Source organism: Rugosimonospora acidiphila, assembly GCF_039543385.1.
GTDB lineage: Bacteria > Actinomycetota > Actinomycetes > Mycobacteriales > Micromonosporaceae > Rugosimonospora > Rugosimonospora acidiphila.
In genome coordinates this window covers 11,384-30,125 of the sequence record NZ_BAABJQ010000054.1, presented here as the reverse complement: position 1 = coordinate 30,125, position 18,742 = coordinate 11,384, and the positions used below count along the sequence as shown (strand labels likewise).

At 74.8% G+C, this 18,742-nt stretch carries 2 protein-coding genes; both read left to right on the top strand.

The genetic code is table 11. The features are described 5' to 3' along the window. Positions 1-14 precede the first annotated feature (14 nt). Positions 15-3,545, top strand: coding sequence for an SDR family NAD(P)-dependent oxidoreductase (locus tag ABEA87_RS41095; protein WP_345639203.1), 3,531 nt, complete (start codon positions 15-17; stop codon positions 3,543-3,545). Continuing rightward, complete coding sequence (locus ABEA87_RS41090) at positions 3,545-18,733, top strand: type I polyketide synthase (protein WP_345639202.1); 15,189 nt, start codon at positions 3,545-3,547, stop codon at positions 18,731-18,733. The genes ABEA87_RS41095 and ABEA87_RS41090 overlap by 1 nt, the downstream gene beginning before the upstream one ends. Positions 18,734-18,742 lie beyond the last annotated feature (9 nt).

Sequence of the window (18,742 nt, the reverse complement as noted above, 5' to 3'; positions counted from 1 at the left end):
ATTCGCAGGGTGAGATTGCGGCGGCGGTGGTGGCGGGGGTGTTGTCGTTGTCTGATGGTGCGCGGGTGGTGGTGTTGCGGTCGCGGTTGTTGTTGGGGTTGGCGGGTTCGGGTGGGATGGTGTCGGTCGCGGCGGGGGCCGATGTGGTGGAGGGGTTGTTGCCGGAGGGTGTTGGTATCGCGGCGGTGAATGGTCCGTCGGCGACGGTGGTGTCGGGTTCGGTTGATGGCTTGGTGGAGTTTCGGGAGCGGTGTGAGGGGGTGGGGCTTCGGGTGCGGGTGTTGCCGGTGGATTACGCGTCGCATGGTCCGGCGGTGGAGGTGTTGGAACACGAACTTGTCGGGGTGCTGGAGGGTATTCGGCCTCAGCCGGCAACGGTGCGGTTCTTTTCGACGGTGACGGGTGGTTGGGTGTCGGGTGAGGAGTTGGATGCGGGGTATTGGTATCGGAATTTGCGGCAGCGGGTGTTGTTGGATCGGGCGGTTGAGGTGTTGGTGGGTGAGGGGTTCGGGGTGTTTGTGGAGTGTTCTGCTCATCCGGTGTTGACGGTGGCTTTGGGTGAGCGGGATGGGGTTCACGCGGTGGGTACGTTGCGGCGGGATCAGGGTGGTTGGCGGCAGATGTTGACCGCGGTTGGGCAGGCGCATGTGTTGGGGGTGCCGGTTGATTGGTCGGTGGCGTTGCCGGGCCGGTATCCGCACGTGGACCTGCCGACGTACCCGTTCCAGCATGAGCGTTTCTGGCCGCGGTTGGCCGCCTCGACCGGGGATGCTGCCGGGCTGGGGTTGACGGCCACGGGGCACCCGTTGCTCGGCGCGGTGATGACCCTGCCGGACCAGCCGGACGCCTACCAGTTCACCGGGCTGCTCAGCACCCGGGAGACACCGTGGCTGGCCGACCACGCCGTCGCCGGTACGATCCTGTTCCCCGGCACCGGATTCGTGGAGCTGGCCCTCTACGCCGGCCAGCACAGCGGCCACCCCGAACTGCGCGAGCTGACCCTGCACACGCCTCTCGCCCTGACCGACACGCCCGTGGCCGTACGGGTCACCGTCGGTGCGGCGGACCCGTCCCGGCAGGTTCAGATCCACTCTCAGCCCTCGGGCCGGCTCGACGAACCGTGGACGCTGCACGCCAGCGCGATCCTCGACGCAGAGCCCGCGCCGGAGCAGCCGTCGCCGGACCTGCCGCAGGCGTGGCCGCGGGCCGGTGCCGAGGCGCTCGACCTCGCCGGGTTCTACGACGAGTTGGAGGCGCACGGCTACCACTACGGCCTCGCGTTCCAGGGGTTGCGGGCCGCCTGGCGCGACGGCGAGACGGTACTGGCCGAGATCGCGCTCCCCACCGAACTGCACGGCGAGGCCGGGCGCTGGCTGCTGCACCCCGCGCTGCTCGACGCCGCCGTGCACCCGGCCACGCTCCTGCACTCCGCCGCCGACGCGGCCGCCCGCCTGCCGTTCGCGTGGACCGACGTGACCCTGCACGCGGCCGGCGCCACGGTGCTGCGAGTGGCGGTGAGCCCGACCGACTCCGGCGGGGTCCGCATCGTCGCCGCCGACGAGAGCGGCTCGCCGGTGCTGGCGGCCGGCTCGCTCGACATGCGGCCGGTGACCGCCGAGCAGCTGCGCTCGGTGGGTGCCGCGGCGGGCTCCGGCCTCTACGGCGTGCAGTGGCAGGCCGTGGCGCCCGGCCCGGACGCCCCGATGCCCGTACTGCTCGGGTCCGACGCGTTCGGCCTGGCCGAGGCGGGCGTGCCGCTCGCCGGTCGGCTCCGCAACCTCGCCGAGCTGGCCGAGTGGCCCAACGCCCGGTACGCGCTGGTGACCAGCGCCGGTGACCCCGACGACGTGCGGGCCCGGCTGTCCGAGCCGCTCGCCCTGCTGCGCGACTTCGCCGACGACGAGGGGCTCTCGGAGGTCACTCTGGTAGTCGTCACCCGGGCGGCCGTCTCCGTCAGCGGCGAGGATGTCGAGGACCGGGCCGGCGCGGCGCTGCGCGGCCTGGTCCGCTCGGCGCAGTCGGAACACCCGGGCCGGCTCGTGCTGGCCGACATCGACCGGCCGGCCGCCGTCACCGACCTGCTCAACCTGCTTGAGGCGGGCGAGCCGGAGCTGGCGCTGCGGGACGGGACCGGGTACGCCCCGCGCCTGGTGCGGGCCGCCGCCGCGGACACGCCGGTGACCTGGGACCCGGATCGCACCGTACTGGTGACCGGCGGTACCGGGACGCTCGGCGCCATGGTCGCCCGGCACCTGGCCACCCGGCACGGCGTACGCCACCTGCTTCTGCTGAGCAGGCAGGGCCCGGACGCGCCGGGCGCGGCCGAGCTGATCGCCGACCTCGAGCGCGTGGGTGCCGACGCTCAGGCCGTCGCGTGTGACGTCGCCGACGAGCACGCCCTGGCGGCGGTACTCGCGAAGATCCCGGCGGACCACGATCTGGGCGCGGTGGTGCACGCCGCCGGGGCGCTGGACGACGCGCTGCTGGCCGAGCTCACTCCGGAGCGGCTCGACACCGTGCTGCGGCCGAAGGTCGACGCCGCCCGCCACCTGCACCAGCAGACCGAAAACCGCAAGCTCGACGCGTTCGTGCTGTTCTCGTCCTTCGCCACCACCGTTGGCGGGGCGGGGCAGGGCAACTACGCGGCGGCCAACGCGTACCTGGAGGCGCTGGCCCAGCACCGCGCCGCGCACGGCCTTCCTGGTACCGCACTCGCGTGGGGGCTGTGGGCCCAGCGCAGCGGCCTGACGTCTCACCTGAACGACGGCGACCGGCGCCGGATGAGCCGCTCCGGCATCGAGGCGCTGGACAGCCAGCGGGCCCTGGACCTGATGGACGAGGCCGTCGCCACGGGCGACGCGCTGCTGCTGCCGGTCGGGCTGGACCTGAGCCATTTCTCCGCGCGGGCGGCCACCGCCGGGGTGCCGCCGCTGCTGCGGGCCCTGGTCCGCGCGCCGCTGCGCCGGGCCGGCGGGCCGGACACCGCGGAGCGCGGCGGGCCGGGGCTGGCCGAGCGGCTGGCCGGGGTGGACGAGGCCCGGCGGGCGCGCACCGTGCTCGACATCGTGCGCCGGCAGGTCGCGGCGGTGCTGGGCTTCTCCTCGGCGGCGGCGGTCGAGGCCGGCCGTGGCTTCCTGGAGATGGGCTTCGACTCGCTGACCGCGGTCGAGCTGCGCAACCGGCTGCACCACGAGACCGGGCTGCGGCTGCCGGCCACCATGGCCTTCGACTATCCGACCCCCGACGCCCTTGCCGCGCACCTGCTGGAGCGCGCCACGGCGAACGGTGCCGCCGCGACCAACGGCGGCGCCGGAACGAACGGCGGTGCCGGCGATCCGGCGCACGCCGAACTCGACCGACTCGCGGCCGTCCTCGGCGGCCTGCGCACCGACCCCGACGAGCACGACGTCATCGCGGGCCGGCTGCGCGATCTGCTCACCCGCTGGACCGAGCGGCGCCCGGCCCAGCAGGACTCCGGCGACCTGGCCATGGCCACGGCGGAGGACATCTTCGATGTCCTCGACAACGAATTGGGACTGTCGTGATGACGAACGAAGAGAAGCTCCTCGAATACCTCAAGCGCGCCACCGCCGACCTGCGTGAGACCCGCCGCCGGCTGCAGGAGAGCGAGGACCGCGAGCACGAGCCGATCGCGCTGATCGGTATCGGCTGCCGGTACCCCGGCGGGGTCCACACGCCCGAGCAGTTCTGGGAGCTGATCGCGTCCGGCCAGGACGCGGTGACCGGCTTCCCCACCGACCGTGGCTGGGACGTCGAGGCGCTCTTCGACGACGACCCCGACGCTCCCGGTACCAGCTACACCCGCCAGGGCGCGTTCGTGCACGACGCGGCCGAGTTCGACGCCGACTTCTTCGGCATCACCCCGCGCGAGGCCGCCGCCATGGACCCGCAGCAGCGGCTCCTGCTGGAAATCTCCTGGGAGGCCATCGAGCGCGCCGGGATCGACCCGCACACGCTGCGCGGCACGCGGGTGGGCGTGTTCGCCGGCGTGATGTCGCAGGACTACGCGGCGCGCCTGCTGCTGGCCCCGGACTCCTTCGCCGAGTACGAGGCATTCCTCGGCAACGGCAACGCCGGCAGCGTGGCCACCGGGCGCATCTCGTACACGCTCGGCCTGGAGGGCCCCGCCGTCACGGTCGACACCGCCTGCTCGTCGTCGCTGGTCGCGCTGCACCTCGCCGCGCAGGCGGTACGCCGTGGCGAGTGCACCATGGCGCTGGCCGGCGGGGTGACCGTGATGGCCACGCCCGGCACGTTCACCGCGTTCAGCCGCCAGCGGGGGCTCGCCGAGGACGGCCGGTGCAAGTCGTTCGCCGATGCCGCCGACGGTACCGGCTGGGGCGAGGGCGCGGGCGTCGTGCTGGTGGAGCGGCTGTCCGAGGCCCGCCGCAACGGCCACCCGATCCTGGCCGTGCTGCGTGGTTCGGCGGTCAACCAGGACGGTGCCAGCAGCGGGCTCACCGCCCCGAACGGCCCATCCCAGCAGCGCGTCATCAAGGCCGCGCTGGCCGCCGCCGGGCTCACCACCGGCGACGTCGACTTGGTGGAGGCGCACGGCACCGGCACCGTACTGGGCGACCCGATCGAGGCGCAGGCGCTGCTGGCGACCTACGGGCAGGACCGCCCGTCCGACCGGCCGCTGTGGCTGGGATCGGTGAAGTCGAACATCGGCCACACCCAGGCCGCGGCCGGTGTCGCCGGCCTGATCAAGACGGTGCTCGCGATGCGGGCCGGCGTCATGCCGCCCACGCTGCACGTGGACCAGCCCTCCGGCCGGATCGACTGGTCGGCCGGCGGGGTACGGCTGCTGACCGCCGCCCGGGACTGGACGCAGACCGACCACCCCCGGCGCGCGGCCGTCTCGTCGTTCGGGGTGAGCGGCACCAACGCCCACGTCATCGTCGAGGAGGCGCCGGCCGGTGCCGAGGCGCCGGTTACTGAACCATCCACTGTGGAGCTTGACTCGCCGGTCGTGCCGTGGGTGCTGTCCGCGCGCTCGCCCGGTGCCCTCGCGGGCTGGGCGCGGAACCTGCTCGGCCGGGCAGCCGGCGACGAGCCGCTGGCGGTCGGGCGGGCACTGCTGACCACCCGGTCGCGCTTCGAGCACCGCGCGGTCGTCCTGGGCGCCGACCGCGACGAGCGCACCGCCGGCCTGACCGCGCTGGCCGGGGACGCTCCCGACGCCAACGTGGTGACCGGCCGGGTCGTGCCCGGCCAGACCGTCTGGGTGTTCCCCGGGCAGGGCTCCCAGTGGACCGGCATGGCCACCGAACTGCTCGACACCGCGCCCGTCTTCGCCGACACCATCGCCGAGTGCGAGGCCGCGTTCGGGGGCCTGGTCGACTGGTCACTGATCGAGGTGCTGCGCGGCGGCGATGACCTGGAGCGGGTCGACGTGGTACAGCCGGCGCTGTTCGCGGTACACGTCGCCCTCGCCCGGCTGTGGCAGTCGTACGGGGTCGTTCCCGACGCGGTGATCGGCCACTCCCAGGGTGAGATCGCCGCGGCCGTGGTCGCCGGGGCCCTGAGCCTCGCCGACGGCGCCCGCGTCGTGGTGCTGCGCAGCCGCGCACTGGTCGCGCTGTCCGGCTCCGGCGGCATGGTCTCCGTCGCCGCACCCGCCGAGCAGGTGAGCGCCCTGCTGCCGGCCGGTGTCGAGATCGCCGCCATCAACGGCCCGGGTGCGACGGTCGTCTCCGGACCCGTCGACGCGCTCGCCGACTTCCGGGCCCGCTGCGACGACCTGCGTACCCGCGTGCTGCCGGTCGACTACGCCTCGCACTGCGCGCTGGTCGAGCCGGTCCGCGACGAGTTGCTGTCCGTGCTGGCCGAGATCGAGCCGACCCGCGCCGAAACGCCGTTCTTCTCCACCGTCACCGGCGGCTGGTTGTCCGGCGAGGAACTCGACGCCGGGTACTGGTATCGCAACCTGCGGCAGACCGTCCGGCTCGACGAGGCCGTCACCACCCTGATCGCCGAGGGCTACACCCGGTTCCTGGAGAGCTCCGCCCACCCCGTGCTGACGCCGGCCATCGCGGCGCACGAGGACGTGCACACGGTGGCCACCCTCCGGCGCGGAGAGGGCGGCCCGCGCCGCTTCCTGACCGCGCTCGCCGAGGCGCACTGCGCCGGCGTGGACGTGGACTTCGGCCCCGCCCTGCCCGGCGACCCGCCCCGCGTCGACCTGCCGACCTACCCGTTCCAGCGCCGCCGCTACTGGCTCGACGTCGCGCTCGACGGCGGCGGCCGGACGGCCGACCCCGACCAGTGGCGCTACCGCGTGCGGTGGACGCCGGTCGTCGTGCCGGCCGCGGACACCCCGGCCGGCCGCTGGCTGGTGGTCAGCGACGAGCCGGACCAGCGGCGCCTGCCCGTGCCGCCCGGCGACGGCGTGACGGTTCTCGGCTGGGACGCCGACCCCACGCCGTACCTGGCGGATCCGGAGCTCACCGGCGTCATCGCCGACCGGCCCCGGCTCGGCGGGCTGCTCACGCTCGCCCAGCGCCTGGCCGCCGTGGACCGGGACGCCGCGCTGTGGATCGTCACCCGTGGCGCCGTCACCACCGGACCCGACGACCCCACCGTCCCCGATCCGGCACAGGCCGAGGTCTGGGGCGCCGCCCGGGTCGTCGCCCTGGAGGACGCGCGGCACTGGGGCGGCATCGTCGACCTGCCCACGGACGCCGACCCGTCCACGGATTACGCCGGGGGCATTGTCGCGATCCTGGCCGCCGACACCGACGAGGACCAGCTGGCGGTGCGCGGTAACGCCGTCCTCGCGCGCCGTCTGGTCGTCGCGCCGCCGCCCGCCGTCACCGCGCCCTGGCGCCCCGAGGGAACCACCCTGATCACCGGCGGTACCGGCGCGCTCGGCGCTCACGTCGCCCGGAGGCTCGCCCGCAACGGCGCCCGCCGGCTCGTCCTGGCCAGCCGGCGCGGCCCGGACGCGCCGGGTGTCGCCGAGCTGAGCGCCGAACTCGCCCAGGCCGGCGCCGAGGTGGCCGTCGTCGCCTGCGACCTCACCGATCGCGAGCGCCTCGCCGCCCTGATCGCCGCCGAGTCACCAGCTACCGTGGTGCACGCCGCCGGCCTCCCGCAGGCCACCGCCCTGGTCGACCTCACCGCGGACGAGTGCGAGGCGATCGTCGTCGCTAAGGCGGACGCCGCGGACGTGCTCGACGACCTGCTCGGCGACGCGGCCACCACGCTCGTGCTGTTCTCCTCCAACTCGGGCGTGTGGGGCAGCGCGGGCCAGTTCGCGTACGCCGCCGCCAACGCCCACCTCGACGCGCTGGCCGAGCGCCGGCGCGCGAACGGGCGGCACGCCCTCGCGGTGGCCTGGGGTTCCTGGGCCGGCGACGGGATGGCCGCGGCCGACGGCGCCCGCGAGCACCTGCGCCGCCGCGGCCTGCGTGAGATGGCCCCGGACCAGGCGCTCGACGCCCTGCAGCGCGCGCTCGACGCGGACGAGACCTTCGTCGCCGTCGCCGACGTCGACTGGGCTCGCTTCGCCGCCGGCTTCACCGCGTCCCGCCGCCGCCCGCTGATCGACGAGCTGCCCGGGGTCCGCGAATTCCTGGCCGAGAACGAGGGCGGTGACCGGCCGGCCGGCAACGAGCGGGCCGCACGGCTCGCCGCGCTGCCCGCCGCCGAGGCGGTACCCGACCTGATGGAGCTGATCCGGTCGGAGGCGGCCGTGGTGACCGGGCACGACGGCGCCGCCGCCGTCGACCCCGACCGCGCGTTCCGCGACCTCGGCTTCGACTCGCTGACCGCAGTCGAGCTGCGTAACCGACTGGTCGCCGCGCTCGGACTGCGCCTGCCGGCCACCCTGGTCTTCGACCACCCCAACCCGCGGGTACTCGCCGCCCACCTGTGGGACCGGCTGGCCGGCAGCACCGCGGAGCAGGCCGTCGAGGTCGCGACCGCCAGCGACGAGCCGATCGCGATAGTGGCGATGGGCTGCCGCTACCCGGGCGGCGTCACCTCGCCGGAGCAGCTGTGGCAGCTGGTCGCCGACGGGGTCGACGCGGTGACCCCGTTCCCCGCCGACCGCGGCTGGGACCTGGACACGTTGCTCGACCCCGACCCCGACCGGCTCGGCGCGAGCCACACCCGGGAGGGTGGTTTCCTGGACGGCGCCGGCGCGTTCGACGCGGACTTCTTCGGCATCTCGCCGCGTGAGGCGCTGGCGATGGATCCGCAGCAGCGGTTGCTGCTGGAGACGTCGTGGGAGACGTTCGAGCGGGCCGGGATCGACCCGAGGTCGCTGCGTGGCAGCCGGATCGGCGTGTTCATCGGCGCCACCTCGTCCGGCTACGGCGTCGGCGCGGACGACTCCACCGGTGGCTCCGAGGGCTACATGCTGACCGGCAGCGCCCCCGCGGTGCTCTCCGGGCGGCTGTCCTACACGTTCGGCCTGGAGGGGCCGGCCGTCACCGTGGACACCGCCTGCTCGTCGTCGCTGGTGGCGCTGCACCTGGCCAGCCAGGCCCTACGCCAGGGCGAGTGCACGTCGGCGCTGGCCGGTGGCGTCGTGGTGATGGCGCACCCGTCGGCGTTCGTGGAGTTCTCCCGGCAGCGGGGCCTGGCCGGTGACGGCCGGTGCAAGTCGTTCGCCGAGGCGGCCGATGGTACGGGTTGGGGTGAGGGTGTCGGTCTGGTGCTGCTGGAGCGGCTGTCGGACGCGCAGCGGCTGGGGCACCGGGTGCTGGCGGTGGTGCGTGGTTCGGCCGTCAACCAGGACGGTGCCTCCAACGGCCTGAGCGCGCCGAATGGTCCGTCGCAGCAGCGGGTGATCCGGGCGGCGTTGGCCAACGCCGGCCTGTCGACCACCGACGTGGATGTGGTGGAGGCGCACGGTACGGGTACCCGGTTGGGTGATCCGATCGAGGCGCAGGCGTTGTTGGCGACGTATGGGCAGGATCGGCCGGAGGATCGGCCGTTGTGGTTGGGTTCGGTGAAGTCGAACATCGGGCACACCCAGTCCGCGGCCGGCGTGGCCGGCGTCATCAAGATGGTGATGGCGATGCACGCGGGCGTGCTGCCGCGCACCCTGCACGTGGACGCGCCATCGTCCCATGTGGACTGGACCGAGGGTGCGGTCCGGTTGCTGACCGAGCAGCGGGAGTGGGTCGGCGACGGCCCGCGCCGCGCCGGGATCTCGGCGTTCGGGGTCTCCGGCACCAACGCGCACGTACTGCTGGAGCAGGGCCCGGAAGCGGCGGCGCGGACCGCATCCGTTGACGGCGCCGTGCGGCCTTCCGTGCCGTGGGTGTTGTCGGGTCGTAGTCGTGGTGCGGTGGCGGATCTGGCGGGTCGGTTGTTGCCGTTGGTCGATGGTGGTGACTCGGTGGCGGCGGGGTTGTTGAACCGTGGGTTGTGGGAGTGCCGTTCGGTGGTGTTGCCGTCGGGGCTGAGCGCCGGTTTGGCGGCGTTGGCCGAGGGCCGCGAGTCGCCGTTCGTGGTGTCGGGTGAGGCGTTGCCGACACCGTCCCGGTTGGGTGTGGTGTTCACGGGTCAGGGTGCGCAGCGGGTGGGAATGGGTGCTGGCCTGGCACAGGTGTTTCCGGTGTTCGCGGGGGCGTTGGATGAGGTGTGTGGGCTGTTCGGGTCTGGTTTGCGTGAGGTGATTGAGTCGGGGGTGGGGTTGGAGCGTACGGGGTGGGCGCAGCCGGCGTTGTTTGCGGTGGAGGTGGCGTTGTGGCGGTTGTTGGAGTCGTTCGGGGTGCGTCCGAGTGTGGTGGCGGGTCATTCGATTGGTGAGGTTGTTGCGGCGCATGTGGCGGGGGTGTTGTCGCTTGTGGATGCGGTGCGGTTGGTGGCGGCGCGGGCGTCGTTGATGGAGGCGTTGCCTGAGGGTGGGGCGATGGTGGCGGTGAATGTGTCGGAGGACGCGGCACTGCGGGTGCTGCCCGGGGGTGTCGCGGCCGTGAACGGTCCTTCCTCGGTGGTGTTGTCCGGGGCTGAGGGTGAGGTGTTGGCGGCGGTTGAGGCTTTGGGTGAGGTGCGGTCGCGTCGGTTGGTGGTGTCGCATGCGTTTCATTCGGTGTTGATGGAGCCGATGTTGGCGGAGTTCGCGGCGGTGGTGGAGTCGTTGGAGTTCGGTGAGCCGGTGTTGTCGGCGGTGTCGACGGTGACCGGGCAGCCGGTGGAGCCGGGTTTGTGGACGGATCCGGGGTACTGGGTGGAGCAGGTCCGTAAGACCGTGCGGTTCGGTGACGCGGTGTCGGCGTTGGAGGGGTCCGGGATTTCGGCGTTGTTGGAGTTGGGTCCGGATGGTCCGTTGACGGCGGCGGCGAAGGAGGTTCTGGGTTCTGGGGTGACGGCGGTGGCGGCGCAGCGCCGGGACCGGGATGAGGTGGACACGTTCCTGTCGGCGCTGGCCCGGTTGTATGTGACGGGTACGCCGGTGCAGTGGCCGAACTCGGCGGCACCGGAGTTGGAGCTGCCGACGTACCCGTTCCAGCACCAGCACTACTGGCTCAAGTCGGCCAGGCCCGCCGCGAGCACCGCCGCCGATGAGGCGTTCTGGTCGGCGGTGGAGCGCGACGACCTCGCCACCGAGCTCGGCGTCACGCCGGCCCTCGCCGACGCCGTCCGACCCGCCCTCGCCGAATGGTGGCGCCAGCGCCAGGAGACGTCCGCGGTCGACTCGTGGCGCTACCGCGTCGTGTGGCGGCCGGTCGACACCGCACCCGCCCGGCTGGCCGGCACCTGGCTGGTCGTCACGCCGGCCGACGGCAGCGGCCGGGACGTCGTCGAGGCCCTCCGCGCCCACGCCGACGACCTGGTCGAGATCACCGAAACCGAGTGGCCGGAGCGGGCCGCCGATCGGCAGCCGCGCGGCATCGTCTCGCTCCTCGCGCTGTCCCCGGGCAACGAGCTCGCCGGGAACCTGCCGCTGCTGTCCGGCGACGGCGATGGCGTACCGCTCTGGTGCCTGACCCGCGGCGCGGCCGCGACCGGCCCGGCGGACCCGCCGACCGCGCCGGAGCAGGCCCAGAGCTGGGGACTCGGCCTGGTCGCCCAGCTGGAGATCACCGACCGGCAGGTCGGGCTGCTCGACCTCCCACCGGTACTCGACGACCGGGCCGCCGCGCGGCTGGCCGGCGTCCTGGACGGCGGGCCCACCGAGGACCAGCTGGCGCTGCGGCCGTCCGGCCTGTCCGCCCGGCGACTGGTACGCGCACCGCAGCGCGCCAACGCCCGAGACTGGCGGCCACGCGGCACGGTGCTGATCACCGGCGGGACCGGTGCCCTCGGCGGCGCGCTGGCCCGAACGCTGGCCGCCGACGGGGCCGAGCACCTGCTCCTGGTCAGCCGGGCCGGCGACCGGGCGCCCGGCGCGGCCGACCTGGCCGACGAACTGCGCGCCGCCGGTACCGCCGTGACGGTGGCCGCCTGCGACCTCACCGACCGGGACGAGGTCGATCGCCTGCTCGCCTCGGTACCCGCACAGGCACCGCTCACCGCCGTGTTCCACGCCGCGGGGTACGGCCGGTTCACGCCGCTGGCCGAGGCCACGCCGGCCGACCTCGCCGAGGTGAGTGCCGCGAAGGTGCTCGGCGCCCGGCACCTGCACGAGGCGCTGGGGGACACCCCGCTGGACGCGTTCGTGCTGTTCTCCTCGATCGCCGGGGTCTGGGGCAGCGGCCACCAGGGCGGTTACGCGGCCGGCAACGCGTACCTCGACGCCCTCGCCCTGTACCGACGGTCCCGCGGCCTGGCCGCGACCGCGGTGGCGTGGGGACCGTGGGGCGGCACCGGCATGGCGGCCGGGGAAGAGGCCGAATCCGAGCTGCGCCGCCGCGGCCTCCGGCCGCTGCCGCCGGTGACCGCGCTCGCGGCCCTGCGGCAGGCGATCAACGGGCAGGAGGCCACCGTGGTGGTGGCCGACGTGGACTGGGACCGGTTCGCCGCCGGATACGCCGCCCAGCGCGCCCGCCCGCTCATGGCCGAGCTGCCCGACTTCGCCGCCGCTCAGCAGGGCCGGCAGCGCGGCGGCGCGGACGCGGACCGTTTCCACGCGCGCCTCGCCGCGGTGCCCGCCGCCGAGCGCCCCCGGGCCGTCACCGACCTGGTGCGCCGGCACGCGGCCACGGTGCTCGGCCACGCCGGCGCCGACGCGATCGACCCCGGCCGGCCCTTCGCCGAACTCGGCTTCGACTCGCTCACCGCGGTGGAGCTGCGCAACGCGCTGAGCGCCGAGACCGGCGTCGCGCTGCCGACCACGCTGGTATTCGACCACCCCAACGCCGCGGCCGTCGCCGAGTTCCTGCTCGGTGAGCTGGGCTCGGGCACCCCCGATGAGCAGATCGCCGTGGCGTCCACGGCGACCGTCGAGCCGATCGCGATCGTCGCGATGAGCTGCCGTTACCCCGGCGACGTGCGGTCCGCCGCGGACCTGTGGCGGCTGGTCGCCGAGGAGCGCGACGGCATCGCCGGCTTCCCCGCCGACCGGGGCTGGGACGTGGAGACCCTGTTCGATCCGGACCCGGACCGTCCCGGGCACAGCTACGTGCGGGACGGCGGGTTCGTCACCGGCGCCGCGGACTTCGACGCCAGCTTCTTCGGCATCTCGCCGCGCGAGGCGCTGGCCATGGACCCGCAGCAACGGCTGCTGCTGGAGGGCGCCTGGGAAGTCTTCGAGCGGGCCGGCATCGATCCCCGGTCGCTGCGCGGCAGCCGGACCGGCGTGTTCGCCGGCACCAACGGCCAGGACTACGTGCACCTGATGACCAGGGCGGCCGACGACGTCGAGGGCCACCTGCTCACCGGCAACACGAGCAGCGTGGTGTCCGGCCGGATCTCGTACACGCTGGGGCTGGAGGGGCCCGCCGTCTCGGTGGACACCGCCTGCTCCTCGTCGCTGGTGGCGCTGCACCTGGCCGTGCGGTCGCTGCGGTCGGGCGAGTGTGACCTGGCCCTGGCCGGCGGCGTCACCGTCATGTCGACCCCGGGCGCCTTCGTCGAGTTCTCCCGGCAGGGCGGCCTGGCCTCCAACGGCCGGTGCAAGTCGTTCGCCGAGGCGGCCGACGGCACCGGTTGGGCCGAGGGGGCGGGCCTGCTGCTGGTGGAGCGGTTGAGCGATGCGGTACGCCACGGGCATCCCGTGCTCGCGGTGGTCCGGGGTTCCGCGGTCAACCAGGACGGTGCCTCCAACGGGCTCACCGCGCCGAACGGCCCGGCCCAGCAGCGGGTGATCCGTGCCGCGCTGAGCGACGCGCGCCTGTCGCCCGACGACATCGACGCCGTCGAGGCGCACGGCACGGGGACCCGGCTCGGCGACCCGATCGAGGCGCACGCCCTGCTCGCCGTGTACGGCGGCGAGGACCGCGACCCGGACCGTCCACTGTGGCTCGGCTCGATCAAGTCGAACATCGGTCACACCCAGGCCGCCGCCGGGGTGGCCGGCGTGATCAAGATGGTGATGGCGATGCGCGCCGGTACCCTGCCGCGCACGCTGCACGTGGACGAGCCGTCCCGCCAGGTCGACTGGAGCGCCGGCGGGGTACGCCTGTTGACCGCCGCGCGGCCCTGGGAGGCGCCGGGGGACCGGCCTCGCCGGGCCGGGGTCTCCTCCTTCGGCATCTCCGGCACCAACGCGCACATCCTGATCGAACAGGCGCCGCAGCCGGCCGTCGAGCGCGCGCCCGAGCCGGTCGGGCCGCTGCCCTGGCCGCTGTCCGCCCGCACCGCCGAGGCGCTGCGCGACCAGGCCGCCGCCCTGCTGCCGATGCTGCGCGACCCCGCCGCCCGCGCCGACGACATCGGACTCACCCTGGCCGCCGGCCGTGCCGCACTGGAGCACCGGGCCGTCGTCGTGGCCGGCGACCGGGACGGCCGGATCCGAGCGCTCGAGGCCGTCGCCGCCGGTACGGACGCCGCCACGGTCACCGCCGGCGTCGCCGGTGACCCGGGCCGGCTCGCCGTGCTGTTCAGCGGGCAGGGCTCCCAGCGCGCCGGCATGGGCCGCGAGCTGTACGCGCGCTACCCGGCGTTCGCCGACGCCTTCGACGCGGTCTGCGCGCACTTCGACGCCCACCTCGACCGGCCGCTGCGCGACCTGGTGCTCACCCCGCCGGACGGCACCTCCGGCACGCCGCTGGACGAGACCGGATACACCCAGCCCGCGCTGTTCGCCATCGAGGTGGCCCTCTACCGACTGCTCGAACACTGGGGGGTGCGCGCCGACGTGGTGGGCGGCCACTCCATCGGCGAACTCGCCGCCGCGCACATCGCCGGGGTGCTGTCGCTGGCCGACGCGGTCACCCTGGTCGCGGCGCGCGGCGCGCTGATGCAGGCGCTGCCCGCCGGCGGGGCGATGGTGTCGCTGGCCGCCGCCGAGGACGAGGTCGACGCCGCGATCGCCGGCGACCCGGATGCCGCCGGGGTCGGCGTCGCCGCGGTGAACGGCCCGCGCTCGGTGGTGATCGCCGGCGACGAGGAGGCGGTGTCGCGGATCGCGGCCGGGTTCGCCGAGCGCGGCGTGAAGACCCGGCGGCTGCGGGTGAGCCACGCGTTCCACTCGCCGCACATGGAGCCGATGCTCGACCGGTTCCGCCGGGTCGCCGAGGGCCTCACGTACGCGCCCCCGGCCATCCCGATGATTTCCAATCTGACCGGGACGCTGGTCCGCGACGAGGTGACCGGCCCCGACTACTGGGTGCGGCACGTGCGCGAGGCGGTCCGGTTCGCCGACGGCCTGCGGGCACTCGAGGCGTACGGCGTCCGGACTGTCATCGAGGCCGGTCCGGACGGCGTGCTCACCACGATGGCCCGTGAGGTCCTCGAACCCGACGAGGTGACCGTCGCGCCGCTGTCCCGCGCCGACCGCCCCGAGGAGCAGACGCTGCTGGCCGCGCTCGCCACGGTCCACGTGCGCGGCGTACCGGTCGACTGGGCCGCCGCGTACGCCGGAACCGACGCCCACCGCGTCGACCTGCCCACCTACCCGTTCCAGCGCAAGCGGTACTGGCCCCGGCTGGGCGCCGGGTCCGGTGACGTCACGGGCACCGGGCTGGTCGCGTCCGGCCACCCGCTGCTGCCGGCCGAGCTGGCCCTGGCCGACTCCGAGGCGACGGTGCTCAGCGGCGTGCTGTCCCCGGCGGCGCAGCCCTGGCTCGCCGAGCACGTGGTGCTCGGGGAGACGCTGCTGCCCGGTACCGCGTTCCTCGAACTCGCGGTCCGCGCCGGCCTGCAGACCGGCTGCGACACCGTGGAGGAGCTGACCATCGAGGCGCCGCTGGCGCTGGCCGGCACCGGCCGGGTGGCGATCCAGGTCAACGTGGGCGAGCCGGACGGCGATGGGCGCCGCTCGTTCACCGTGCACTCCCGGCCCGACGGCGCCACCGGCGAGCCCTGGATCCGGCACGCCGCCGGCTCGCTCGCGCCGGGCGACGCCAAGGCCGACGATCTCGGTGAGTGGCCCCCGCCGGGCGCCACGCCGCTGCCCGTCGACACCTGCTACGACGACCTGACCGAGGCGGGCTTCGGCTACGGGCCGGCCTTCCGCGGCCTGCGCGCCGCCTGGTACCGCGGCGAGGACCTGTACGCCGAGGCCGAGCTGCCGGAGGCGTACCACGCGGACGCGGCCGGCTACGGCCTGCACCCCGCCCTGCTCGACTCCGCCCTGCACGCGCTCGCCCTGATGCCCGGCGAGCAGTCCGGCCCGCGGGTGCCGTTCGCGTGGTCGGGGGTGTCGCTGCGGGCCGCCGGGGCGACCGCCATCCGGGTCCGGATCGCCGGTGCCTCGGGCGGCGGGACGGTCGAGGTCACCGTGGCCGACCCGACCGGTGCGCCGGTGGCCCGCGTCGAGTCGCTGGCCCTGCGCCCGGCCGCCGCCCCCGGAGCCCGGACCGGCTCGCGCCGGGACCTGTTCCGCGTCGACTGGATGCCGGTGACGGCCACCGGGGACGGCCCCGATGGCTTGGCGGTGCGTGGCTGGGCGGTACTCGGCGCGGACGACGCCGGGCTGCTGGACGCGTTCGTCGCGCCCCGCTACCCGGACGCGGCAGCGGTCAGCGCCGCGGTCGAGCGCGGCGACCCGCCGGACACGGTGCTGCACGCCGTACCCGCCCACTCGCCCCGCGCGGTGCACCGGGTGCTCGACGTGCTGCGGGACTGGTTCGCCCGGGACGAGCTGGACGGTGTACGCCTGGTGCTGGTGACCCGGGGTGCGGTGTCCGCCGGCGCGGGCGAGCCGGTACCCGACCTGGACGCCGCGGGCGTCTGGGGGCTGGCCCGGTCGGCGCAGTCCGAACACCCCGGCCGCCTGGTCCTGCTCGACCTGGACGCACCGGCCACCCCGGCGCTGACCGCCGAGGCCGCAGGCACCGGCGAGCCCCAACTCGCGGCGCGCGGCGGTGCGCTGCTCGCGCCGCGCCTGACCCGGCTCGACGACCGGGACACCCTGCGCCCGCCGGACGGCACCGACCTGTGGCGCCTGGACAGCCGGGCGCCGGGCAGCCTCGCCGAGCTGACCCTGGTGCCCAACCCGGAGGCCGGCGAACCGCTGCGCCCCGGTGAGGTACGGGTCGGGATCCGCGCGGCCGGCATGAACTTCCGGGACGTGCTCGGCGCGCTGGGCATGTACCCCGGCCGCCCGGTCATCGGAATCGAGGGTGCCGGCGTCGTCATCGAGTGCGGCTCGGACGTGACCGGCCTGGTGCCCGGGGACCGGGTCGCCGGGTTCTTCCCCGGCTGCTTCGGTCCGGTCGCCGTGGCCGACCAGCGCATGCTCAGCCCGGTACCGGAGGGCTGGTCGTTCCTGGTGGCGGCGTCGGCGCCGATCGTCTTCCTGACCGCCTACTACGGGCTGGTCGACCTGGCCGGGCTGCGGCCGGGGGAGAAGGTGCTGGTGCACGCCGGTGCCGGCGGCGTCGGGATGGCGGCGATCCAGCTCGCCCGGCACCTCGGTGCCGAAGTCTTCGCCACGGCGAGCCCCGGCAAGCAGCACGTGCTGCGCGAGCTCGGGGTGCCCGAGGACCACATCGCCTCCTCACGGGACACCACCTTCCGGGAGAAGTTCCTCGAGGTGACCGGCGGCAGCGGCGTCGACGTGGTGCTCGACGCGTTGGCGCGGGAGTTTGTCGACGCCTCGCTGGACCTGCTACCGCGCGGCGGCCGCTTCCTGGAGATGGGCAAGACCGACATCCGCGACCCCGAGCAGGTCTCCGCCGCCTGGCCGGGCGTGCTGTACCAGGCGTTCGACCTGGTCGAGGCGGGCCCGGACCGGATCAGCCAGCTGTTCGCCGCGGTGCGGGGGCTGTTCGAAGACGGCACCCTGCGGCCGTTGCCGGTGCGGGCCTGGGACGTGCGCCGGGCGCCGGAGGCGTTCCGGTACCTCAGCCAGGCGCGGCACATCGGCAAGGTGGTGCTCACCATCCCCGCGTCGGTGCGACCCGGCACGGCGCTGATCACCGGCGGTACCGGCGATCTGGGCCGGCACGTCGCCCGGCACCTGGTGCGGGAGCACGGGTTCCGGCGGCTGCTGCTGATCAGCCGCACCGGCCCGGAGGCGCCCGGCGCGGCCGAACTGGTCGCGGAGCTGGCCGCGGCCGGCGCCGACGCCCGGGTGGTCGCGGCCGACGTCGCCGACCCGGCGGCCCTGGCCGCGGCGGTCGACGCGCTGCCCGGCGACGAGCCGCTGACCACGGTGATCCACGCGGCCGGGGTGCTCGACGACGGCGTACTGGCGTCGCTGACCGGCGAGCGGCTGGACACCGTGCTGCGGCCGAAGGTGGCCGGCGCCCTGGCGCTGCACGAGCTCACCCTGCGACGGCCGGTGTCGGCGTTCGTGCTGTTCTCCTCGGCCGCGGCCACGCTGGGCGCGCCGGGGCAGGGCAACTACGCGGCGGCCAACGCCTTCCTCGACGCCCTCGCCGCCGACCGGCGCGCCGTCGGCCTGCCCGCCACGGCGCTCGGCTGGGGCCCGTGGAGCGGCGGCGGGATGCTGGCCACGGTGCGCGACCCCGGGCGGGCCACCCGTTCGGCCATCGGACTGTTCCAGCCCGAGGAGGCGCTCACCCTGCTCGACGCGGCGCTGCGCGAGCCGGACGCGGCGCTGCTGCCGATCCGCTTCGACCTGTCGGTGCTGGCCGGCAACGACGTGCCGCCGCTGATGCGGGCGCTGCGTAAGACCGCCGTGCGGCCGGTCGCCGCGGCCGGCCGGGCCGACGGTGGCGCGCAGGGGGCGGGCTTCGCCGACCGGATCGCCGCGCTCGACCCGGCGCGCCGCGACGCGGAACTGCTCGACCTGGTCCGCGCGCAGGTGGCCGCGGTGCTCGGCCACGACTCGGCGGACGAGATCGACGAGACCCGTGGCCTGGTCGACCTCGGCTTCGACTCGCTCACCGCGGTGGAGCTGCGCAACCGGCTGAACGCCACGACCGGCCTGCGACTGCCGGCCACGCTGATCTTCGACTATCCGACCCCGGCCGCGGTCGCCGGCCTGCTGAGCGAGCGACTGACCCCGCAGCCGCAGGGCGCCGCCCAGCTGCTCGGCGAGCTGGAGCGGCTGGAGCGGCTGCTGACCGGTCAGCACGCCGTGAACGGGGAGCACGCACTGGTGACCGCCCGCCTTGAGGGCCTGCTGTCTCGCTGGCGCTCGACCGGCGACGAACCGGACGGCGGGACCGAAAACGACTTCGAGGCCGCCACCGACGACGAGATGTTCGACCTGATCGATCGCGAGTTCGGCCTGTCCTGAACGGATGCC